We start from the raw sequence: 21,376 nt of genomic DNA, 5'->3' as shown, positions 1-21,376 counted from the left end.
ACCGATCCGTAGACTTGATCCCATGCTCAACATGGCCGACGGTGTCGCGCGTCTCGGCGACCTGGCGGCCTCGCCCGTCGTGGCGACGCTCGCGCGCGCGTTCGCCGACGCGGGGCACGACCTCGCGATCGTCGGCGGCCCCGTGCGCGACGCGCTGCTCGGCCGCGCGACGCACGACCTCGACTTCACGACGGATGCGCGGCCCGACGACATCCTGCGCATCGTGAAGCCGATCTCCACGGCGCAGTGGGACATCGGCCGCGCGTTCGGGACGATCGGGGCGAGGGTCCAGGGCGAGCAGGTCGAGATCACGACGTACCGCGCCGACAGCTACGACGGCGTCACGCGCAAGCCCACGGTCGAGTTCGGCGACACGCTCGAGGCCGACCTCGTGCGCCGCGACTTCACGGTCAACGCGATGGCGCTGAAGGTGCCGGGGGCCAAGCTGGTCGACCCGACCGGCGGCGTGGAGGACCTGGTCGGGGGCACCCTGCGCACCCCGATCGACCCCCGCATCAGCTTCGGCGACGATCCGCTGCGCATGCTGCGCGCCGCCCGCTTCGCCTCGCAGCTCGGCTTCGAGGTCGATCACGGCACGCTCGCGGCGATCGAGGACCTCCGCGGCACGCTGTCGATCGTGAGCCCCGAGCGCATCCAGGGCGAGCTCGCGCGCCTGCTGTCAACGGACGACCCGGTGCGCGGCATCCGGGTCCTGGTCGCGACCGGGCTGATCGACGAGTTCCTGCCCGAGGTGTCGGCGCTGCGGCTCGAGGTCGACGAGCACCACCACCACAAGGACGTCTACGAGCACTCGCTCACGGTGCTGCGACAGGCGATCGACCACGAGCACGAGCGCTTCCCCGGACAGGATCCGGATGTCGCGCTGCGCCTGGCCGCGCTGCTGCACGACGTCGGCAAGCCGCGCACGCGCAAGCTCGAGAAGGGCGGCGCCGTCACGTTCCACCACCATGACCTGGTGGGGGCGCGGATGGCGCGCAAGCGCCTGCAGGCGCTGCGCTTCGACGGCGACACGATCGACGCGGTGACGAAGCTCATCGAGCTGCACCTGCGCTTCTTCGGCTACGCCGAGGGCGCGTGGACCGACTCGGCGGTGCGGCGCTACGTGCGGGACGCCGGCGACCAGCTGGACCGGCTGCACATCCTGACCCGCGCCGACGTCACCACGCGCAACAAGCGCAAGGCCACGCGCCTGGCGTCGGCGTACGACGACATCGAGACCCGGATCGCCACGCTGCGCGAGCAGGAGGAGCTCGACTCCATCCGTCCCGAGGTCGACGGCAACCGGATCCAGGAGGTGCTCGGCATCGCGCCCGGTCCGGCGGTGGGCAAGGCGTACCGGTTCCTGCTCGATCTGCGCCTGGACGAGGGCGTGCTGGGTGCGGAGGAGGCCGAGCGGCGGCTCGTGGATTGGTGGGCCGCGCAGGGGTGAGGGGGTCGGCGGTCCGAGGCCGGTCGCCGCAGCCCACTTCGCTCGCTCGGCAGCCACTCGGCGCGGCACGCCTCACGGGGCGCGAGAGCGCGGTCGGATAGGCTCGGAATCCGACTTCCCGTCCGCCCGGTCGCCCACCATCCGCCGGGGACGGCGCCGCCACGAACAGCACTGCGAGGCCGAACGTGTCCGACTCCCCCCGACAACCACTGCGGATCCTGATCGGCGCCGACACGTTCGCGCCCGACATCAACGGCGCCGCGCGCTTCGCCGAGCGCCTCGCCGCGGGGCTCGTGCAGCGGGGGCACGACGTCCACGCCGTCGTCCCGAACACGCGCCACGTGGACGAGCCGGACCGCCGCGAGGTCATCGAGGGCGCCGAGATGACGGTGCACCGGCTGCCGTCGACCAAGCTGTGGTGGCACGAGTGGCTGCGCTTCGTGTGGCCGTGGCGCGCCAAGCACCACGCCCGCCGCGTGCTCGACCGCGTCAAGCCCGACGTGGTGCACATCCAGTCGCACATCGTGATCGGCCGCGGCCTGGCGCGCGAGGCGCGCAAGCGCGGCATCCGGATCATCGCGACGAACCACGTGATGCCCGAGAACATCCTCGATCACACGACCCTGCCGGACTGGGCGAACGGGATCTTCGTCAAGCTCGCTTGGGCCGATGCCAAGCGCACGTTCGATCTGGTCGAGGCCGTCACAACGCCCACGCGCCGCGCGGCGGACTTCCTCGAGTCGGCGATCGACATCCGGGGCGTGATCCCGATCAGCTGCGGCATCGACCGCACGCAGTACACGGCCGACCTCGAGCCGCGAACCGAGAACCGGATCGTGTTCGTCGGCCGCATGACGGCGGAGAAGCAGGTCGACGTGATCCTGCGCGCCCTGGCGAAGCTCGATCCCGCGCTGGACGCGAAGCTCGACCTCGTCGGGCAGGGCGACCAGGAGCCCGCGCTGGAGGCACTCGCGAGCGAGCTCGGCGTGCGCGAGCGCGTGGTGTTCCACGGGCTCTCGACCGACGAGCACCTGCGCGCCACCCTCACTCGCGGCAGCGTGTTCGCGATCGCGTCCATCGCCGAGCTGCAGTCGATCGCGACCATGGAGGCCATGGCGTCGGGCCTGCCGGTCGTGGCCGCGAACGCCGTGGCGCTGCCGCACCTCGTGCACGAGGGCGAGAACGGCTACCTGTTCGAGCCCGGCGACGCCGACGACCTCGCCGCCAAGCTCGCCACGGTGCTGACCGCCGCGCCCGAGGAGCGCCTGCGGATGCAGCGCGCATCGCTCGAGGGCGTGCTGGTGCACGACATCAACCGCACGCTCGACACGTTCGAGGCGCTCTACCGCGGCGAGCAGGTGCCAGGCGGCGAGGTGCCGCGCGGCGGCACGCGCGCCGCCTGATCCGGATCGGGTTCCGCAGACCGTGCACGTCGTGATCTTCGCGGACCAGCACGTCGAGTCCCTCGGCGGCGCCCAGGTCTCGACGCGGCTGCAGCGCCGTTTCCTCGAGCGTGCGGGTCACACCGTCACGATCGTCGCCCCGCGTCGCCACGGCGCCCGCGCGGCGGCCGACGCGGGCGACCCGGCGTACCTCGACCTGCCGTCCATCCCGATCACGCTCGACCGCGAGTACTCGCTGACCTGGCCCGGCGCCCGGGCGGATCGCGCGATCGACCGCGGCATGGTCGGCCGCCCCGCCCCGGATCTCGTGCACGTGCAGGCGGACTTCTGGGGCGCGTTCCTCGGCTACCGGTACGCCGCTCGCCACGGGCTGCCCGTCGTGCACACCATGCACAACCGCGTCGACGTGGGCATCGAGGCCACCGCGCCCTTCCCCGGCCTGGTGCTGCGGGCGCTCAACGCCTGGCGCCGTGCCGCGCTGCGCGGGCTGCCGGGCGCCGCGGCGACCGGCCACGACGGCTGGGCCTACCTGCGCGGCCTCGCCCGCGGCGCCGCCGCGGTGACCGCGCCCTCGGGCCACTTCGCGCGGCGCCTGGAGCGCAACGGCGTGTCCGCGTCCGTCGACGTCGTGTGGAACGGGATCGACGACGACGTCCTGGATCGCGTGCTGCGGGACGTGCGGGCCGAGCGGGCGCCCGGTCCCCCGCGCTTCGTCTGGCTCGGGCGGATGAGCCCCGAGAAGCGGCTGATGCCGTTCCTCGAGGCGCTCGCCGCGGCGGACATCGCGTGCGAGGTCGAGCTGATCGGCGGCGGCGGCCAGCTTGCGGCGGCGCGCCGGCTCGTCGCGACGCACGGCCTGCCCGTGCACTTCGCGGGGAAGCTCGCCTACGACGACGTGCTGCGCCGGATCGCCGCCGCGGACGCACTGGTGCAGACCTCGATCGGCTTCGAGACGCAGGGCATGACCCCGTTCGAGGCGGCGTCGCTCGGCACGCCCGCCGTGGTCAGCGATCCGGACATCGCGGGCGAGGTCGGCCGGGGCGTGTGGCGCGTGGAGGCTCCCGAGGACGAGCCGGGACGGATCCGTGCGCTCGCCGTGGCGCTGCGCACCGCCGCGGCCGACATCGCGGCGGGCAGGGCGCCCGTCCCCGATCCCGACATCGCGGAGCGGTTCCGCCAGTCGTCCCGCACGGCCGCCATGGTGGCGGTGTACGAGCGCGCGCTCCGCGCCTCCTCCCGCTGAGTTGCCCCGATCAGCCCGAATTCTGCCGCGAATTCGGGCACGTCGGGTCAGCTAGTCGCGCTGGAAGAGGCGGGAGCGGTCGGTGCGGACGCGACCGTAGCCGTCGACGCGCACCTCGTGCGCCGTGGCGGCGATCGCGACGACCGACAGGATCGCCAGGAGGATGAGGATGATCATGGCAGACATCCTGCGCTTGCGTATATCCTGCCAACAGTGGCAGGATCGACACATCCCGCAGGAAAACTGCCACACCCGATCCGGCCGCCGAGGAGCCCCATGAAGACCGTCGCGTGCATCGTGCAGGAGGGCTTCGCGCCGTTCGAGTTCGGCGTCGCGTGCGAGGCGTTCGGCCTCGACCGCTCGGCCGAGGGCATCGAGAAGTTCGACTTCCGCATCGTCACCCCCGAGCCCGGTGCCGTGATGTCCAACCTCGGCTTCTCGATCAACGTCACGGACGACCTCACATTCGCCGAGACGGCCGACATCGTGGTGGTCTCGACGCAGCCGAAGTCGGCGTGGGGCCGGATCGACCTGCGCGTCGCGGCCATCCTGCGCGACGCGGTGGCGCGCGACGCGTGGCTGCTCAGCGTGTGCAGCGGCGCCTTCGTGCTCGCGGCGGCGGGAGTGCTGGACGGCCGCCGGGCGACCACGCACTGGCTCTACTCCGACACCATGGCGCGGATGTACCCCCGGATCGACGTGGATCCGGATGTCCTCTACGTGCAGGACGGCCGCATCATCACGAGCGCCGGCACGGCGGCGGGCCTCGACGCGTGCCTGCACCTGCTGCGGCAGGAGCTCGGGGCCGAGGCCGCCAACCGCATCGCGCGCCGCATGGTCGTCGCCCCGCAGCGCGAGGGCGGGCAGGCGCAGTTCATCCTGCGGCCGATGCCGGAGTCGACGGGACTGTCGCTCGCGCCCGTGGCCGACTGGGCGCTCGAGAACCTCGACCGCGAGCTGACGGTCGAGCAGCTCGCGAACCGCGCGCACATGTCGCCGCGCACGTTCGCGCGCCGCTTCAAGGCCGACTACGGCACGACGCCGGCGGCCTGGCTCGCGCGGCAGCGGATCATCCAGGCGCAGCGGCTGCTCGAGCAGACCGAATGGGGCCTGGACCGGATCGCGGACGAGTGCGGCTTCGGGTCCGCCGCCGTGCTGCGTCAGAACTTCTCGCGCGTGCTCGGCACGACCCCGACCGCGTACCGCGCGCGCTTCGCCTGCCCGGTGCCGGTCGCGGAGACGGCGGCGGCCTGATCCGCGGCCTCAGGCGTGCATCGGGCGGCGCGCTCAGCGTGTCCCACTTCGTGCCGGAATCGTGCCGAGCGTGTCCCGGTTCGCGCCGGAATCGGGGCGGATAGCGGCGGGAACGGGGACATGCGGGGCGGTGCGGAAGTCGCCCCTCTGGCGCGCGTGTCCCCCTCCTGATAAAGTTGAGCGTAAGCGACTCAAGTTCGGGTGGAGTTCTCTCAGGAGGCGAGCATGACGGACCAGCAGCAGGATCAGCGCAGCGCGCTCGAGCAGTTCGGCATCGACCTGACCGAGCGCGCGCGGGCGGGCAAGCTCGACCCGGTGATCGGGCGCGACGCGGAGATCCGACGCGTGAGCCAGGTGCTCACCCGGCGCACCAAGAACAACCCCGTGCTCATCGGCGAGCCGGGCGTCGGCAAGACCGCCGTCGTCGAGGGCCTCGCGCAGCGCATCGTCGCGGGCGACGTCGCCGAGAGCCTCAAGGACAAGCGCCTGATCAGCCTCGACATGTCGGCGCTCGTGGCCGGCGCGATGTATCGCGGCCAGTTCGAGGAGCGGCTCAAGAACGTCCTGAAGGAGATCACCGAGTCCGAGGGGCAGGTCATCACCTTCATCGACGAGCTGCACGTGCTGATGGGCGCGGGCGGCGGCGAGGGATCCGTCGCGGCGTCGAACATGCTCAAGCCGATGCTCGCGCGCGGCGAGCTGCGCCTGATCGGCGCCACGACGCTCAACGAGTATCGCGAGTTCATCGAGAAGGACGCCGCGCTCGAGCGCCGCTTCCAGCAGGTCTACGTGGGTGAGCCGTCCGTCGAGGACACGGTGGCGATCCTGCGTGGGCTCAAGGGCCGGTACGAGGCGCACCACGGGGTCACCATCACGGACGGCGCGCTCGTCGCCGCGGCCGCCCTGTCGAACCGGTACATCCCGAGCCGCCAGCTGCCGGACAAGGCGATCGACCTGATCGACGAGGCCATGAGCCGGCTCAAGATGGAGATCGACTCCTCCCCCGTCGAGATCGACCAGCTCAAGCGCCAGGTCGACCGCATGCGCCTGGAGGAGCTCGCGCTCAAGAAGGAGAAGGATCCCGCCTCGAAGGAGCGTCTCGCGAAGCTGCGCGAGCAGATGGCGGGCTCGGAGGCCGAGCTGAAGACCCTGGAGGCGCGCTGGGCGCGGGAACGCGGCGGCCTGAACCGCGTCGGCGACCTCAAGAAGCGCCTCGACGAGGCCGTCACGGAGCGCGACCGCGCGATGCGCGAGGCCGACTACGCCAAGGCGTCGAAGCTGCAGTACGAGACCATCACGCAGCTCGAGGCCGAGCTGGCCGAGGCGGAGCGCCAGGCCGAGGGCGCGAGCGACGAGCCGCGCATGGTCAACGAGCAGGTCACGGACGACGACATCGCCCAGGTGATCGCCTCTTGGACGGGCATCCCCGTCGGCCGCCTGCTGCAGGGCGAGACCGAGAAGCTGCTGCACCTCGAGAACGAGCTGGGCCGCCGGCTGATCGGGCAGAAGGACGCCGTGAAGGCCGTGGCCGACGCGGTCCGCCGCTCCCGCGCGGGCATCAGCGACCCGAACCGGCCCACCGGATCCTTCCTGTTCCTCGGCCCGACCGGCGTCGGCAAGACCGAGCTCGCCAAGGCGCTCGCCGAGTTCCTGTTCGACGACGAGCACGCCATGGTGCGCATCGACATGTCCGAGTACGGCGAGAAGCACACCGTCTCGCGTCTCGTCGGAGCTCCTCCCGGTTACGTCGGGTACGAGCAGGGCGGTCAGCTGACCGAGGCGGTGCGCCGGCGTCCCTACAGCGTAGTGCTGCTCGACGAGGTCGAGAAGGCGCACCCCGAGGTGTTCGACGTGCTGCTGCAGGTCATGGACGACGGCCGCCTCACGGACGGCCAGGGTCGCACGGTCGACTTCAAGAACGTGATCCTGATCCTGACGTCGAACCTGGGCTCGCCGATCCTGATCGACCCGACGCTGCCGGTCGACGCCAAGCGCGACCAGGTCATGCTGCTGGTGCGGCAGGCGTTCAAGCCCGAGTTCGTGAACCGCCTCGACGACATCGTGATGTTCCAGGCGCTGTCGCAGGACGACCTGGCGCAGATCGTCGAGCTGCAGGTCGACCTGCTGCAGCGCCGGCTGTCGGATCGCCGCCTCACGCTGGCCGTGACGCCCGACGCCCGCGCGTGGCTCGCCGAGCGGGGCTACGACCCGATCTACGGCGCGCGTCCGCTGCGCCGGCTCATCCAGCAGGAGATCCAGGACCGGCTGGCGCTCGCGATCCTGTCGGGGGGCGTGCGCGACGGCGACACCGTGCGCGTGGACGTCGCGACGGACGGCTCGCAGCTCGCGGTCACGAGCGACGGGCGGGCGGCTCAGGCGGAGGACGAGGACGACGACGTGATCGACGCGGAGATCGTCGAGGACTGATCGGTCCCGCAGAAAGCCATTCTGCAGAGCGCGCCGTTAGAGTCGAGATCGTGACACCAGAGTCGATGACGAGCGACGAGAGCGTCCCCAAGCCGAATTATCCGATCTCGTCGGTCGACAACGCCCTGCGCCTGCTCGCGATGTTCAAGGAAGTCAGCGTGGTGCGGGTGTCCGACGCGGCGACCGCGCTCGGGGTCTCGGTGTCGACCGCGCACCGGCTGATGGCGATGCTGCAGTTTCACGGCTTCGTTCGGCAGGACCCGGCCACGCGCTCGTATATGCCCGGCGGTGCCCTGCTCGACATCGGACTGGCCGTGGTGCGCAAGCTCGATATCCGGCAGATCGCCAAGCCGATCCTCGCCGACCTCGCCGGGGCCCTCGGCGAAACCGCGCACCTCGCCCAGCTCGAGGGGCCGATGGTGCGCTACCTCGTCAGCGCCGAAGGCGTCAACGCCCTGCGCGTCGCCGATCGCACCGGTCAGCTGCGCGACGGCTGGGAGAGCGCTGCGGGCCGGGCGATGCTCGCGCTGCTCTCCCCCAGCGAGCTCGATCGCGCGCTGGAGCCCGTGCGCGACCAGATCGACCGCCCGGCGCTCGATGCCGAGCTGCAGGCCACGCGAGATCGCGGCTATGCGGTGAACTTCGGCTCCATCGACATCGGATCCTTCGCGGCGGCCGTGCGCGATCGCCACGGCAAGGTGCAGTCGGCCATCAGCGTGAGCGGCCCTGCGCAGCGCATGGCCGCGCACGACCGCTCGATGCTGGTGCGCCATCTGCTCAACGCGGCGTCGCGTCTCGAGGGTCAGCAGCTCGAGTGAGAACGCGGGGCGGTCCGGATGCGCGACGCGTTCAGCACATCGAGTTCAGATGACGAAGGTGGCCGACGCGCTCGGCGCGAACAGCTCGTCCGGCGTGCGCAGCTGACGCGACAGGCCCTGTTCGAAGTGGTAGCCGAGGAACGTGCTGAGCAGGTGGCGGTTCGCCTCGAGGCCGTACTGCCAGTAATCCTGGCCCATGGCTTCGACGGTCTCGTCCAGGTGCGATGCCAGCCAAGGGAGCATGGTGGTGAGCGAGCTGCGGTAGCGCAGGTCCTCCTGAGCGACCTCGAGCCCGCGCTGGAACGCCTTCTGCAGCGAGCGGGCGACCCACGGGTTCGCCTCGAGAATGCTGCGCCGCACGACGAGCACATGCATGATCGGGAAGATCCGGGTGCGTCGGTAGTAGTCCTGCTCGACGGCCTTGTAATCGGGGAACAGGCGGGCCACCGCGGGGCTGGTCCCGAAGCTGCCGGGCACGTTCGCCGAGAACACGGCGTCGAGCTCGCCGGCGGCGAGCATGTCGGAGAGCGTCTGCTCCGGACCGATGCGGGTGACCGAGATCGATTTGGGCAGGTCGAGCGCGAGCTTCTCGTCGCGACCCGGGGCGTCCACGCCGCCGGTGAAGAACTCCATCTCCTCGCAGGCGACGCCGTACTCGTCGTTCAGCATGCCGCGCTGCCAGACGCCTGCCGTGATCTGGTACTCGGGCAGGCCGACGCGCTTGCCTCTGAGGTCCTCGGGTGAGGAGATGCCGCTGTTCGTGTTGACGAACATCGTCTGGTGGCGGAAGTAGCGCGACGGGAAGACCGGAAGGGCGATGTACTCGGGGTCCGGGCGATCGAGCGTCATCACGTAGGACGACAGGCTCATCTCGCTGATGTCGAACTCGCGGTGCAGCAGCTGACGGTAGAAGATCTCCTCCACCGGCAGCCGGAAGTAGTTGAGGTCGATGCCCTCCGGCGTGGCGCGCCCGTCGACGACCGGGCTCACGCGGTCGTACTCGCGGGCGGCAAAGGTCAGGGTCAGCTTGGTCACGTTGGGTGCTCCTCGGTTCACGTCGTCGTGCCGCCAGCGATGGCGCATATTTTATCTAGCAGAAAAGAATACCGTAGGATGAAATCGGCAATGACGTCACCCTCACGACGAAGGAGTCCTGATGGACCTCGCAGAGATCAAGATCCAACTCGCTCACGCCATCCGGATGCTCGTGCGCGCCGAGCTGCTGGACATGAACGGGCACCTCAGCTACCGCATCCCCGGGACGGATGAACTGCTGATCAACTCGCGCAAGGCCTCACGCGCGACCCTGACCGCCGACAACATCGTGCGGATCGACCTGGACGGCGAGCTGCGGGAGGGGGAGGGCGAGCCGCCGAGCGAGTTCCACATCCACACCTCGGTCTACCGCGCGCGCCCTGACGTGGCGAGCGTGCTGCACCACCACCCGCATTGGCAGACGGTGCTCGGCATCGCGCGCCAGCCGATGCAGCCGGTGTTCTCGATCGGCTCGTTCGTCAGCCCGGAGCTGCCGGTCTACGAGACCTCGAGCCTCGTCAACACCCGCGAGATCGGGGACGAGCTCGCCACGTGTCTGGGCGAGCACAGCGTCGCGACCATCCGTCACCACGGCGCGATCGTGGTGGGCGAGGGCATCCAGGAGGTGTTCGCGCGCGCGATCTTCGTCGAGGAGAACGCGAAGAAGCAGTACTACGCCTCGTTGCTCGGCCCGATCCAGCCCCTGGAGGGCGAGAACCTCGAGCGCACCCGCGAGACGAACTGGAAGCCCATCATCGCCGCGAAGATCTGGAACTACTACGCCGCGCAGGGCGAGTGAGAGCCGCAACCTGCGCGGCGCTGGACGCGTGCTACGCTCACCTCCACGCATAACAGAAAGATGTTCTGCACAATGAAATGTCTGCTGGCAGAGTGGCCAGAGAGGAGCAACCCGTGCTCGACGTGATCTGGAGCGCACTGGCGCAGGCCGTCAGCCCGACTTCGCTGCTGATGCTCGCCATCGGCGTGGTGATCGGCTTCGTGGTGGGCGTCCTGCCGGGACTGGGCGGCGCGGTGACGCTCGCCCTGCTGATCCCGGTGACGTTCGGGATGGACCCGGTGCCGGCGTTCTCGCTGCTGCTCGGCATGTACGTCGTGTCGTCGGTCGCCGGCGACTTCACCTCGGTGCTGTTCGGCATCCCCGGCGAACCGACGGCGGCCGCGATGGTGCTCGATGGCTATCCGCTCAACAAGAAGGGGCAGGCCGGCCGCGCGCTCGGCGCGGTGCTGGCTTCGTCCGGGATCGGCGCGATCTTCGGCGCGCTCGTGCTGATGCTGCTGATCCCCGTGGTGCGGCCCCTGGTGCTCGGCATCTCCGCGCCCGAGCTGTTCGCAGTGGGTCTGCTCGGTCTCACCTTCATCGCCTCGCTGTCGACCGGCAGCGTGCACAAGGGACTGGTGATGGCGACGCTCGGCGTGCTCATCGCGCTCGTCGGCATGGATCCGAACCTGGGCGTCCAGCGCTACACCTTCGGTCAGATGCACCTCTGGGAGGGCATCAGCATCGTTCCCGTCGTCGTCGGCCTCCTGGGCGGCGCCGAGGTGCTGCAGACCATGCTCGACAAGGAGGACCGGACCCGCACGGTGGGAAAGCCCCAGCTCGGCGGCATCTGGAGCGGCGCAAAGGAGACCTTCCGCCACTGGTTCCTCGTCCTGCGCACCTCGGCGATCGGCGCAGGTCTCGGCATGCTGCCCGGCCTCGGAGGCTCGGTGTCGCAGTTCGTGGCCTACGGTCACGCCAAGCAGACCTCGAAGCATCCCGAGGAGTTCGGCGACGGCTCCATCGAGGGCGTGATCGCCGCCGGTGCGACGACGACCGCGAAGGACGGCGGTCACCTGGTCCCGACGATCGCATTCGGCATCCCGGGCTCCGCATCGATGGCCGTGCTGCTGGGCGCATTCCTCATCCTGGGTCTCAATCCGGGTCCGGAGATGCTGAACGAGAACCTGGACATCACCGTCTCGCTGGTGTGGATCATCGTGCTGTCGACGATCGGTGCGGTGGGTCTCGGCTACCTCATGCTGCGCCCGCTGACCCACCTGACCAAGGTGCCCGGACGCATGCTGGTGCCGTTCCTCGTCGTGCTGCTCACGGTCGGCGCGTTCTCGGCCTCGAACACGCTCGAGGACGTCTGGATCATGCTGGCCTTCCTCGTCATCGGCGTGCTGAGCACCCGCTTCAAGTGGCCGCGCATCCCTCTGCTGCTCGGTCTCGTGCTCGGCGGCATCCTGGAGCGCTACTTCATGCTCAGCTACAACATGTTCGCGTTCGACTGGGTCGGTCGTCCGGGCGTCGTCATCGTCGGCCTCGTCATCGCCGCCCTGATCCTGACCACGGCGGTGCGCATCGCCTGGGCCAAACGCAAGGCGCGTGGGGCCCGTGATACCTCCACGATCGGAGCCGGACGATGAGCACCGAGACCATCTGGAACACCGCCGACGCTGGAAAGCCGCGCTGGTGGCAGCGGATCAACATGAGCGATCTCATCATCACGATCATCCTGCTGGCCGTGTTCACCGCCGCGCTGATCATGGCCACCGGGTTCAAGCCCGTGGCCGCCTACTTCCCGCTCGGCGTGAGTGCACTCGGCGTGATCGGCTCTCTCACCTTCCTTGTGCGGGTGCTGTTCCTTCCGCGCAAGCCCGAGGCGCCGAAGGCGGCGCTGCCGAAGGAGACCCAGTCGTTCTCCGAGGCCGAATACGAGTTCTTCCGCAGCCTCACGCGGCACGACTGGCTGACCTCGTTCGCCTGGCTCGCGAGCTTCTACGTGGTGCTCGGCGTCTTCGGCATCTACGTCGCCTCGATCGCCTTCACGGTCGCGTACCTGCGGTTCGCGGTGAGGACGAAGTGGCTCTTCAGCGTGATCTACGCGGTCGTGCTGACCGGTCTGGTGGGGGGCGTCTTCGGCGTGGTGCTGAAGCTGCCGCTCCCGGGGGGTCTGCTCGGAATCGCCTGAGCAGCGCCTCGACCCGAACTTCACACGCACACAGACAGACAGAGAGGAAACCGATGAACAAGATCATCAAGGGCGTCGGCGTGGTTGTGGCCATCGCCGCGCTGGCGGGATGCAGCTCCACCAGCGGAGACGGTGCAGGCGGAGAGGCGAGCCTCGAGGGCGAGACGGTCACGTTGGTCGTGGGCTACGACCCCGGCGGCGGCTTCGACCTCTACGCGCGCATGATCGCCCCCGAGCTCGAAAAGGCGCTCGACGCGACCGTCATCGTGGAGAACCGCCCCGGCGCGGGCGGGCTCATCGCCACGAACGAGGTGTGGGCCGCCAAGCCCGACGGCAAGACCATCATGATCGTCAACACCCCCGGCCACCTGGGGTCGGCGCTCGTCGGCGCCGACGGGGTCGCGTACGAGGCCGAGGGCTTCGGCTACATCGGCCAGATCGTGTCGGAGCCCAACGTCGTCGTCACCTCCGCCACGTCGGGCATCGCGACGATCGACGACGCGAAGGGCAAGCGCTTCGCCGCGGGCGGCCCGGGCTCGCTCGAATACGTCGACGCGCTGGCCCTGAACGAGCTGCTCGACCTCGACAGTGAAGTCGTGACGGGCTTCGCGAACTCGAAGGAGGGCACGCTCGCGGTCATCGCCGACAACGTCGAGCTGCAGTCGCTCTCGTACGGTTCGCAGCTCTCGGGCATCGAGAGCGGCGACACCAGGCCCGTGCTCGTCGTCGGCGAGTCGAACGGCGCCCCCGCGATCGAGGGCGTGCCCAACCTCCTCGACGTGGTGCCCGAGGACAAGAAGGACCTTGCTGAGAGTCATTCGGCGCTGATCTCGAGCGGGCGCGTTCTGGTGACCCCTCCGGGTATCGATCCGGAGATGCTCGACCTGCTGCGCACCGCCTTCGAGGAGGTCGCGACCGACGAGGCGTTCATCAAGGCGGCCAAGGACTCGGGCCGCGACGTGGTCTACCGCAGCGGCGCCGACGTCGAGAAGCTGGTGGGCGAGATCATGGACTCCCCCGCCGCCTACGTCGACCTGCTCAAGAAGGCGTACGGGCTCTGACCGGCCTCGCGCGCTGCACCGTACCGCCAGGGCACTCAGTGCGCCCTGGCGGTACGGCGTCATGCCGGCCGTTCGCAGGCGAGGGGGGTGATGCATGGGCGAGAAGGACGGCATCTTCCGCCTGAGCGCGATCGCCCTTCCCGCATACGGGCCGTCGCTGCTGTTCGGCATCGCGCAGGGCGCACTCGTTCCCGTGATCGTGCTGAGCGCGATGGAGCGCGGCGCATCATCGGCGACAGCGGCGCTCGTCGCCGGGCTGATCGGCATCGGCCTGCTCGTGGCCGACCTTCCCTCCGGCGCGCTTGCGCAGCGATTCGGTGAGAAGCGGGCGATGCTCATGGCGATGCTTGCCGCCATGGCAGGGCTCGCCACGTGCGTGCTGCCCCTCAGCGCGGGCGCTCCGGCTCTGATCGTCTACGGCGGCGGGATCCTGCTGTTCGGCATGGCGGGCTCGGTGTTCCACCTCGCGCGCCAGTCGTATCTGACGGAACTCGTACCGATCGGCATGAGGGCGCGAGCCCTGTCGACGCTCGGCGGCTCGATGCGCATCGGCATGTTCCTCGGGCCCTTCGCCGGCGCGGGCGCGATGGTCTTGATCGGGAGGCCCGGTGCGTACATCGTCGGACTGGTCGCGCTGGCGGCCTCGGGTGTCATCATCGTCGCGGCCCCCGACCTCGAGTCGCCGGCACAAAGTGCTGGTCCTGCGTCGCGCGTCGCCCTGCGCGACGTGCTCCGCCGCTACCGCGGCGTGCTCGCGTCGATCGGCCTCGGGGTCCTCCTGCTGTCGGCCCTGCGACAGACGCGACAGACCGTGGTCCCCTTGTGGGCCGCGGAGCTCGGCCTCGGTCCCGCGGAGACGTCCTTGATCTACGGACTCGCCGGCGCCCTGGATGCGCTTGTCTTCTATCCGACGGGATGGGTGATGGACCGCTACGGGCGACGCCCCGTGGCCGTCGCATCGACGCTGGTCCTGGCCGCCGCCTTCGTCGCGTTGCCGTGGTCGTGCGGCCCGGTGCTGATGACCGTCATCGCCTGCGTGATGGGTGTCGGAAACGGCATCGGAGCCGGCTTGGTGATGACTTTAGGAGCGGATGCGGCGCGGGCGTCGGATCGGCGCGTTTTCCTGGGGATCTGGCGCGGCGTCGGCGACACCGGTTCGGCGGCCGGTCCGCTGGCGCTCGCCGCGCTCACCGCTGTCGCGGGGCCGTCGTTCGCGATCATGGCGACCGGCCTCCTCGGGTTCGCGGCAGCCGGCGTCTTCGCACGGTGGGTGCCCCGGCAGTCCCGCGCCTGAACCCGGGTCAGAGCGGGACGGTGCGGATCGGCGCGCCCGTGACGCCGACCTCGGCGCGGAACATCGCGCCCGCGGCGGGCTCCTCATGCGGCTCGAGGCCCTCGCGCGACGTCGTGATGTACAGCGTCGTGCCGTCGAGCCCGCCGAGGGCGCAGGACGTCACGCGCTCGGCGCCGACCTCGACGATCTCGCTCAGCGCGCCGTCCGCGTCGTAGCGGCGCACGGCCGCGCCGCCGTAGAGCGCGACCCAGACGCCGTCCTCGGCGTCGACGCACAGCCCGTCCGGTCCGCCGACGCCCTCGGGCAGCGTGACGAAGGGGCGCCGCTCTCCCAGCTCGCCGTCCTCGACGTCGAACACGTCGATCCGGCCCGTCGCGGTGTCGTCGAAGTACGCGCGCGTCCCGTCGGCGGTGAAGCCGAGGCCGTTCGAGATCGTCAGGCCGCCGAACAGCCGCTCGGCGGACCGGTCGACGTTCAGCCGCCACATCGATGCGGCCCCCGGGGTCTGGGCGTACGCCATCTGTCCCGCGAGCAGGCGACCGCGCGGATCGACGGCGCCCTCGTTGAAGCGGATCGGCCCGTCCCACAGGTCGGGCGTGACCCACTCGCGCCGGTCGCGGGCGTCGTACCCGGCGAAGCCCCGCTCCGTCGCGACCACGAACCCGCCGGCCGTGCGGGGGCGCAGCAGGGCGGCCACCGGGGAGTCGACGTGGAGGCGCGACACCGTCCCCGTCGCCTCGTCGAGCGACAGCACGTCGCCGGCGAGCATGTCGACGAGCCGCAGCCCGCCCCATCCCGCATGCCAGACGGCGCCCTCGCCGTGGTACGTGACGGACGCGGTGATCTGCTCGGCGCGCGGCATGGCTCTCCTGGGATCGTGCGATCGGGTCTCGGCGTCCATGATCCCTCGCGCGACGGATGCCCCGGGGGCCGGTCCGGCAATAGCGTGACGGGTATGGACGACTCCCCCACTCCACCCGGCGCCGCGACGCCGCCCGTGCTGGCGCTGCGGAATCTGCGCAAGCAGTTCGGCCAGAAGGTCGCGGTCGACGACCTCTCGCTGGACGTGCCCGCCGGATCGATGCTGGGGCTGCTCGGCCCGAACGGCGCCGGCAAGACAACGACGCTGTCGATGGCGACGGGCGTGCTGCGGCCCGATGCGGGCACGGCGTTCGTGCTCGGCGCGGACGTGTGGCGCGATCCCGCGGCCGCGAAGGGACGGATGGGGGTGCTGCCCGACGGCGTGCGCATGTTCGACCGCCTCACGGGCTCCGAGCTGCTGCGCTACACGGGCCTGCTGCACGGCATGGCCGACGTCGACGTGACGGCGCGGTCGAGCGAGCTGCTGGACGCGCTCGGCCTGACGGACGCCGGGCGCACCCTCGTGGTCGACTACTCCGCGGGCATGCGGAAGAAGATCGGCCTGGCGTGCGCGCTGATCCATGCGCCCCGCCTGCTGCTGCTCGACGAGCCGCTCGAGGCGGTCGATCCGGTCTCCGGCGAGACGATCCGGCAGATCCTGCGCGCGTTCGTCGCGGGCGGCGGCACGGTCGTGCTCTCGAGCCACGTCATGGAGCTCGTCGAGTCGCTGTGCGACCGGGTGGCGATCGTCGCCGACGGGCGCCTGCTCGCGCACGGCACGCTCGAGGAGGTGCGGGGCGCAGTCTCGCTGCAGCAGCGGTTCCTGGATCTCGTGGGCCGGCACGATCTCGGGGCGGAGACGCTGGCGTGGTTGCGCTCCTCGTAGGCCTGCGCTGGCGGCAGCTCGGCCACCAGCTCGCGAAGAACCCGTGGATGATCGTCTCGCTCGCGGTGTTCGGGCTGATGGCGCTGAGCCTCCTGGGCGGCCTGGCGTTCGGCCTCGCGGCGCTGCGCCTGTTCGCGCCGGACATCGCGGTCACGGCGCTCGTGATCGCCGGATCCGTCATCGTGCTCGGCTGGTGGCTCGGATCGATCCTGGTCGGCTCCGACGAGCTGCTCGCGCCCGAGCGGTTCTCCCTGCTGCCGGTGCGCGCCGGGCAGCTGCTGCCGGGACTCGTGCTGGCCGGGGCGATCGGCATCGGCGGGATCGGCACCTCGCTCGCGCTGCTGCTCATGCTGATCGGCTGGTCCGTCGACCCCCTCGCGCTCATCGCGGCGGTGCTGCTGACGCCGGTGGCGCTCGCGACCTGCGTGCTCGGGGCTCGCGTGGTCGGGGGCCTTCTGGCGCGCTCGCTGGCGGGCCGACGCACGCGCGACGTGGTGCTGGTCTTCGGCGCGCTGCTGGCGGTCTTCTCGGGCGTCCTGCTCAATGTCGGCGTCGGCGTGGCTCTCCGGCTCGAGGTCGCGGGACCGGTGTTCGTGCAGGTCGCGGACGTGCTCGCGTGGACGCCGGTCGGCGCCGCGTTCGGCGTGCCCGCCGCGCTCGCGCAGGGCGACGGCGCGGCCGCGGTGCTGCGCCTTCTCGTCGCGCTCGCCACGGTCGCGCTGCTCTGGCTCGCGGCGCGCGCGATGCTCGCCGCCCGGCTCGTGGCGCCGATCCTCAGCCGGGGCGGGGGCGAGGTGCGCGGCGGCGGACTGCTGGACCGGATGCTTCCCGCCAGCCCCGTGGGTGCGATCGCCGCGCGCTCGCTGCGCTACCGGCGCCGCGACCCGCGGCACATCCTGAACACCGCCACGCTCGTGCTGCTGCCGGTCATCGTCGTGCTCCCCCAGCTGCTGCAGCGCGGCGACGACGAGGCGATCGCCTTCGGCGACGCGGTCATCCTGGTCCCCGCCATCTGCGCCCTGATCGTCGGCACGATCGTGCAGCTCGACATCGCGTACGACCACGACGCCGTCGCGCTGCACGTGGTCGCGGGCGTGCGGGGCGCCGACGACCGCGCGGGCCGCGTGCTCGGGATCGGGATCATCGCGGTGCCGCTGGCGATCGCGATGTGCGCGCTCGCGTGCCTCGTGATCGACGACTGGGGGCTGCTGCCCGCGAGCCTCGGCGCCTCGCTCGGCTTCGTGCTCGCCGCCGCGGGTGCGGGCGCGTTCGTCGGGCCGTGGCTGCCGGGCCGGGCGCCCGCGCCGGAGGCGAACCCGCTCGGCCGCGGGTCGTCCGGTGGGGTGCAGTCGCTCGCGGCGCTCGCGGTGATGCTGCCGATGGTGCTCGTGGTCGGCGGCCCGGCGTTCGGGTTCGCCATCGCGGCGCTCTGGCATCCGCCGCTCGGCTGGGTGAGCCTCGCCTGCGGTCTCGTCCTGGGCGGCGCCGCGGTGTGGGCCGGGATCGTCCTGGGCGGACGCATCCTCGACCGCCGCTGGCCCGAGGTGCTGACCGCGGTGCGCAGCGAGGCCTGACCCCGGGCACGCGAAAGGGCCGCCGGTGGGATCACACCCGCCGGCCCTTGTCGCGTGGGATCAGGCGTCGACGACGAGCGACTCCGCGATCGGGCGGCGCGTGCGCGGCGCGACCTCGCGCTCGCGGAGCGCCTCGGGCAGGGCCTCGAGGTCGCCGAACTCGCCGAGCGCCGTGACGGTGAAGGGGCGCTCGTTCTGCGCGAGGCCGAAGCGCGTGGAGATCGCGGCCGGGTCGAAGCCGGTCATCTGGTGCACGACGAGGCCGTCGTGGTGGGCCTGCACCGACAGGTGGGCCATCGCCTGGCCCAGGTCGTACAGGGCCGAGGGGATCTCGCGACCCTCGTCGCTGTGCGTCACGGCGACCGCCACGATGAGCACGGCGGCGGCCGGGGCCCACGCCTGGTTGAAGCCCATCAGCGAGTCGGCGATCGCGGTGTGCTCGGCGGTGCCGCGGCGGGCGACGATGAACTTCCAGGGCTGCACGTTGTTGGCCGACGGCGTCCAGCGCGCGGCCTCGAGCGCGCTCGCGAGCTTCTGCTCGTCGATCGGCGCGGTGGCGTCGTAGGCGCGGGGGCTCCAGCGTCCGGCGAGGACGTCGAGGACCGGGTGGTCGGTGGTCGCGGTGCGGTCGAGCGTGGCAGCGCCCATGGTTCTCTCCCTGTGGTTCTCGGATCGAGGTCGGAGGCGCCGTTGCCCACCGGGTGCAACCCCGGCGTCATGAGTCTATTCCCGCGCATCGAACCGGCCCTCAGGAGGCACCCAGACGCCGACGGCGCGTGCCCCGAGGGACACGCGCCGTCGAGCCGGACGGATCAGCCGCGCAGCGCGTCGGACAGCTTGACGCGGGCCCCCATCCGCAGCAGCGAATTCTCGTAGATCTTCGCGCCGAGCGCGATCACCACGACGCACGAGGCGAGCATGATCACGAGCGAGACCAGCGGCTCCCACCACAGGGCGTCGCCGAAGAACAGCCGGATCGGCATCGCCACGGGCGCCGAGAACGGCACGTACGACATCACGGCCATCGCGACGGGGTTCTCGCCGAGGAACAGCACCAGGAAGTACGGGATCATCGTCAGCCACATCACGGGCGTCAGCGTCGGTCCCGAGTCCTCCTGACGCGACACGAGGGACCCGGCGGCCGCGAACATCGCCGCCAGCAGCAGGAAGCCGAACACGAAGAACACCGCGAACCACACGATCGGCGCGCCGAGCCCCTGCAGGAACTCGGTCTGGCCGGTCAGGACGAGCCCGATCACCGCCACCGCGATCAGCAGCAGGATCTGACCGAACGCGAGCATCGCGTTGCCGAGCACCTTCCCGGCGAGCATCACGCGCGCCGGGATCGCCGACAGCAGGATCTCGATCACCCGCGTCTGCTTCTCCTCGATCACGCTCATCGTGATGGGCGAGCCGAACGAGACCGCGGCCATCATGAACACGATGCCGAACACGAGCCCGAGGACGTAGCGCATCGGCCCCTCGCCGTCCGCCTCCGGATCCAGCAGCTCGATCGTGGGAGCGACGGACAGCAGCGAGACGAGCGCGTCGGGCGCCTCCCGTTCGGCCAGCACCCGCACGCCCGTGGGCGAGTCGCCGTCCGCCAGCAGAGCGGCCTCGACCGTGCCGTCCGCGACGAGCGCCTCGGCCTCGGCGCGATCGGCGACCTCCGTGACCTCGAGCGCGTCGACATCCGGCAGGTTCCCGGCGACGTCCGCCGTCGCGGCGATCTCGATCGTGCCGGCGGTGCTCGCCTGGAAGCCCGACCACAGGATGCCGCCGAGGGCGATGATCAGCAGGATCGCGGTCGAGATCAGGAACGAGCGACTGCGCAGCTTGCCGCCGATCTCGCGCTCGGCGACGAGCCACACACCCTGCGCGGGCGAGAGCGTCGCCTCGCGGCGGACCGTGTGGCGTGCCGGCGTCTCGGTCGCGGTGCTCACTGGATGACCTCCTTGAAGATCTGGGCGAGGGTCGGGCGGACGGGCGAGAACGCGGCGACGTCCCCGCGGTCGAGGGCCCCGCGCAGCACGCGCTGGGCGGCGGCGTCGTCGGCCGCGTCGAAGACCGCGTAGCCGCCGTCGAACTCGGTGACCTCGATGCCCGGCTCGTCGCGCAGCCATCCCGCATCCGACGAGGAGACCAGCTCGAAACGGCGCGTCGCGTGCCGCGCACGGAGGTCGTCGCGCGATCCGTTCGCCCGGATGGTGCCGCCCGCGATGATCACAAGGTCGTCGCACAGCCGCTCGACCACGTCGAGCTGGTGCGACGAGAACAGCACCGAGACGCCCGCGGCGGCGCGCTCCTGCAGCACGCCCGCGACGACGTCCACGGCGAGCGGGTCGAGGCCCGAGAACGGCTCGTCCAGGATCAGCACCTCGGGGTCGTGCACCAGGGCCGCCGCGATCTGGGCGCGCTGCTGATTGCCGAGCGAGAGCGCCTCGATGTTGTCGGTCAGGCGCTCCCCCAGCCCGAGCTGCTCGAGGATCGCCTTCGCCCGCGCCGTGGCGTCCTCCTTCGAGAACCCGTGCAGGCGCGCCAGGTAGACGATGTGCTCGAGCACCCGCATCTTCGGGTACAGCCCGCGCTCCTCCGGCATGTAGCCGAAGCTGCGCCGGTCGGCGGCCGTGAGCGGCGCGCCGTTCAGGGTCACCGATCCCGCCTCGTAGGCCAGCAGGCCCAGCACGATCCGCATCGTCGTGGTCTTGCCGGCGCCGTTTCCGCCGACGAATCCGGTCAGGCGACCCGGCGCGACGTCGAACGACACGTCGTCGAGCACCCGCCTCTCGCCGTAGCTCTTCACGATCCCGCTCAGCGTCAGCATCCGCGATCCCTTTCGTCCATGGTTCTCACGGTAGGGATCCCGATGCCCCGCCCGGATCCCCCGGGGGGCGGATCTTCCGCCTCCCCCGCGCGGCGGTCCTCCCCCGCGCGGCGGTCCTGCCCCCGCGGCGGTCCTACCCCCGCCGAGAACACGTGTTGTGAGCGAGAACACGCCATTTCTGCGCCGAAACGGAGTGTGATGTCTCAGGACATCGGTGACGGAACTGCATCAGGACATCGGTGACGGTTCCTGCATCAGGACATCGGTGACA

At 70.9% G+C, this 21,376-nt stretch carries 19 protein-coding genes; 13 read left to right on the top strand and 6 right to left on the bottom strand.

Annotated features, from left to right (window positions below):
- Nucleotides 1-22: 22 nt before the first annotated feature.
- The 3 genes from AAD528_RS08535 (at nt 23) to AAD528_RS08525 (ending at nt 4,096) form a co-directional block, all read left to right on the top strand.
- The gene (locus tag AAD528_RS08535) at nt 23-1,450 is read left to right on the top strand and encodes a CCA tRNA nucleotidyltransferase (RefSeq protein ID WP_345751652.1); all 1,428 of its coding nucleotides are present in this window, start codon (nt 23-25) and stop codon (nt 1,448-1,450) included.
- Nucleotides 1,451-1,635: 185 nt separating this feature from the next.
- Nucleotides 1,636-2,853, top strand: a complete 1,218-nt coding sequence (locus AAD528_RS08530; RefSeq protein WP_345751651.1) for a glycosyltransferase — start codon at nt 1,636-1,638, stop codon at nt 2,851-2,853.
- A 31-nt stretch (nt 2,854-2,884) separates the two neighbouring features.
- Entirely contained in the window at nt 2,885-4,096 is a 1,212-nt protein-coding gene (locus AAD528_RS08525) for a glycosyltransferase (RefSeq protein ID WP_345751650.1), read from the top strand.
- Between the two features lie 51 nt (nt 4,097-4,147).
- On the opposite strand, the gene AAD528_RS08520 is transcribed toward AAD528_RS08525, so the two are convergent.
- Nucleotides 4,148-4,273, bottom strand: coding sequence for a hypothetical protein (locus AAD528_RS08520; protein ID WP_345751649.1), 126 nt, complete (start codon nt 4,271-4,273; stop codon nt 4,148-4,150).
- 99 nt (nt 4,274-4,372) lie between these two features.
- Here AAD528_RS08520 and AAD528_RS08515 point away from each other — a divergent pair, with 99 nt between their 5' ends.
- From AAD528_RS08515 to AAD528_RS08505, 3 genes are all read left to right on the top strand, one after another.
- On the top strand, nt 4,373-5,350 hold the full coding sequence (locus AAD528_RS08515) for a GlxA family transcriptional regulator (RefSeq protein ID WP_345751648.1): 978 nt from the start codon (nt 4,373-4,375) through the stop codon (nt 5,348-5,350).
- A gap of 225 nt (nt 5,351-5,575) precedes the next feature.
- Nucleotides 5,576-7,777, top strand: a complete 2,202-nt coding sequence (locus AAD528_RS08510) for an ATP-dependent Clp protease ATP-binding subunit (protein ID WP_345751647.1) — start codon at nt 5,576-5,578, stop codon at nt 7,775-7,777.
- Between the two features lie 50 nt (nt 7,778-7,827).
- Entirely contained in the window at nt 7,828-8,595 is a 768-nt protein-coding gene (locus AAD528_RS08505; protein ID WP_345751646.1) for an IclR family transcriptional regulator, read from the top strand.
- A 45-nt stretch (nt 8,596-8,640) separates the two neighbouring features.
- Here AAD528_RS08505 and AAD528_RS08500 read toward each other — a convergent pair whose 3' ends face one another.
- Nucleotides 8,641-9,630 carry a PhnD/SsuA/transferrin family substrate-binding protein gene (locus AAD528_RS08500; protein WP_345751645.1) on the bottom strand — a complete coding sequence of 330 codons (990 nt, stop codon included), beginning with the start codon at nt 9,628-9,630 and terminating at the stop codon, nt 8,641-8,643.
- Nucleotides 9,631-9,751: 121 nt separating this feature from the next.
- Here AAD528_RS08500 and AAD528_RS08495 point away from each other — a divergent pair, with 121 nt between their 5' ends.
- The 5 genes from AAD528_RS08495 to AAD528_RS08475 all read left to right on the top strand — a co-directional run bounded on the left by AAD528_RS08495 (nt 9,752) and on the right by AAD528_RS08475 (nt 14,960).
- Nucleotides 9,752-10,429 (top strand): class II aldolase/adducin family protein, encoded by a 678-nt coding sequence (locus tag AAD528_RS08495; RefSeq protein ID WP_345751644.1) that lies wholly within the window; start codon nt 9,752-9,754, stop codon nt 10,427-10,429.
- A gap of 113 nt (nt 10,430-10,542) precedes the next feature.
- Nucleotides 10,543-12,060: a tripartite tricarboxylate transporter permease gene (locus AAD528_RS08490; protein ID WP_345751643.1), complete on the top strand. Its 1,518-nt coding sequence runs from the start codon at nt 10,543-10,545 to the stop codon at nt 12,058-12,060.
- Entirely contained in the window at nt 12,057-12,605 is a 549-nt protein-coding gene (locus AAD528_RS08485; protein ID WP_345751642.1) for a tripartite tricarboxylate transporter TctB family protein, read from the top strand. The genes AAD528_RS08490 and AAD528_RS08485 overlap by 4 nt, the downstream gene beginning before the upstream one ends.
- A 53-nt stretch (nt 12,606-12,658) precedes the next feature.
- Nucleotides 12,659-13,666, top strand: coding sequence for a Bug family tripartite tricarboxylate transporter substrate binding protein (locus AAD528_RS08480; protein ID WP_345751641.1), 1,008 nt, complete (start codon nt 12,659-12,661; stop codon nt 13,664-13,666).
- Nucleotides 13,667-13,760: 94 nt separating this feature from the next.
- Nucleotides 13,761-14,960 (top strand): MFS transporter, encoded by a 1,200-nt coding sequence (locus tag AAD528_RS08475; RefSeq protein WP_345751640.1) that lies wholly within the window; start codon nt 13,761-13,763, stop codon nt 14,958-14,960.
- A 7-nt stretch (nt 14,961-14,967) separates the two neighbouring features.
- On the opposite strand, the gene AAD528_RS08470 is transcribed toward AAD528_RS08475, so the two are convergent.
- A complete protein-coding gene (locus AAD528_RS08470; protein ID WP_345751639.1) occupies nt 14,968-15,822 on the bottom strand; it encodes an SMP-30/gluconolactonase/LRE family protein in 855 nt (284 codons plus the stop codon).
- A 93-nt stretch (nt 15,823-15,915) separates the two neighbouring features.
- On the opposite strand from AAD528_RS08470, the gene AAD528_RS08465 reads away from it, so the two are divergent.
- Together AAD528_RS08465 and AAD528_RS08460 are read left to right on the top strand one after the other, a co-directional pair.
- Nucleotides 15,916-16,707 carry an ABC transporter ATP-binding protein gene (locus tag AAD528_RS08465; protein WP_345751638.1) on the top strand — a complete coding sequence of 264 codons (792 nt, stop codon included), beginning with the start codon at nt 15,916-15,918 and terminating at the stop codon, nt 16,705-16,707.
- Entirely contained in the window at nt 16,689-18,281 is a 1,593-nt protein-coding gene (locus AAD528_RS08460; protein ID WP_345751637.1) for a hypothetical protein, read from the top strand. The genes AAD528_RS08465 and AAD528_RS08460 overlap by 19 nt, the downstream gene beginning before the upstream one ends.
- 60 nt (nt 18,282-18,341) lie before the next feature.
- Here the strand turns inward: AAD528_RS08460 and AAD528_RS08455 are convergent, their stop codons facing one another.
- The 3 genes from AAD528_RS08455 to AAD528_RS08445 form a co-directional block, all read right to left on the bottom strand.
- On the bottom strand, nt 18,342-18,929 hold the full coding sequence (locus tag AAD528_RS08455; RefSeq protein ID WP_345751636.1) for a nitroreductase family protein: 588 nt from the start codon (nt 18,927-18,929) through the stop codon (nt 18,342-18,344).
- Between the two features lie 164 nt (nt 18,930-19,093).
- Nucleotides 19,094-20,224: an ABC transporter permease gene (locus AAD528_RS08450; protein ID WP_345751635.1), complete on the bottom strand. Its 1,131-nt coding sequence runs from the start codon at nt 20,222-20,224 to the stop codon at nt 19,094-19,096.
- Nucleotides 20,221-21,105, bottom strand: a complete 885-nt coding sequence (locus tag AAD528_RS08445; RefSeq protein ID WP_345751634.1) for an ABC transporter ATP-binding protein — start codon at nt 21,103-21,105, stop codon at nt 20,221-20,223. Before AAD528_RS08445 ends, AAD528_RS08450 begins: the two co-directional genes overlap by 4 nt.
- Between the last annotated feature and the right edge of the window lie 271 nt (nt 21,106-21,376).

This window comes from Microbacterium rhizophilum, from assembly GCF_039605615.1.
GTDB classification, from domain to species: domain Bacteria; phylum Actinomycetota; class Actinomycetes; order Actinomycetales; family Microbacteriaceae; genus Microbacterium; species Microbacterium rhizophilus.
The sequence above is the reverse complement of the archived record's forward strand: the minus strand, read 5'-3'. Positions and strand labels throughout refer to the sequence as shown.

Bases quoted from the DNA above. Each gene is read 5' to 3' on its own strand.
- AAD528_RS08520 (WP_345751649.1), bottom strand. From the start codon at position 4,273: ATGATCATCCTCATCCTCCTGGCGATCCTGTCGGTCGTCGCGATCGCC.
- AAD528_RS08510 (WP_345751647.1), top strand. From the start codon at position 5,576: ATGACGGACCAGCAGCAGGATCAGCGCAGCGCGCTCGAGCAGTTCGGC.
- AAD528_RS08475 (WP_345751640.1), top strand. From the start codon at position 13,761: ATGGGCGAGAAGGACGGCATCTTCCGCCTGAGCGCGATCGCCCTTCCC.
- AAD528_RS08535 (WP_345751652.1), top strand. From the start codon at position 23: ATGCTCAACATGGCCGACGGTGTCGCGCGTCTCGGCGACCTGGCGGCC.
- AAD528_RS08480 (WP_345751641.1), top strand. From the start codon at position 12,659: ATGAACAAGATCATCAAGGGCGTCGGCGTGGTTGTGGCCATCGCCGCG.
- AAD528_RS08455 (WP_345751636.1), bottom strand. From the start codon at position 18,929: ATGGGCGCTGCCACGCTCGACCGCACCGCGACCACCGACCACCCGGTC.
- AAD528_RS08495 (WP_345751644.1), top strand. From the start codon at position 9,752: ATGGACCTCGCAGAGATCAAGATCCAACTCGCTCACGCCATCCGGATG.
- AAD528_RS08485 (WP_345751642.1), top strand. From the start codon at position 12,057: ATGAGCACCGAGACCATCTGGAACACCGCCGACGCTGGAAAGCCGCGC.
- AAD528_RS08445 (WP_345751634.1), bottom strand. From the start codon at position 21,105: ATGCTGACGCTGAGCGGGATCGTGAAGAGCTACGGCGAGAGGCGGGTG.
- AAD528_RS08515 (WP_345751648.1), top strand. From the start codon at position 4,373: ATGAAGACCGTCGCGTGCATCGTGCAGGAGGGCTTCGCGCCGTTCGAG.
- AAD528_RS08465 (WP_345751638.1), top strand. From the start codon at position 15,916: ATGGACGACTCCCCCACTCCACCCGGCGCCGCGACGCCGCCCGTGCTG.
- AAD528_RS08470 (WP_345751639.1), bottom strand. From the start codon at position 15,822: ATGCCGCGCGCCGAGCAGATCACCGCGTCCGTCACGTACCACGGCGAG.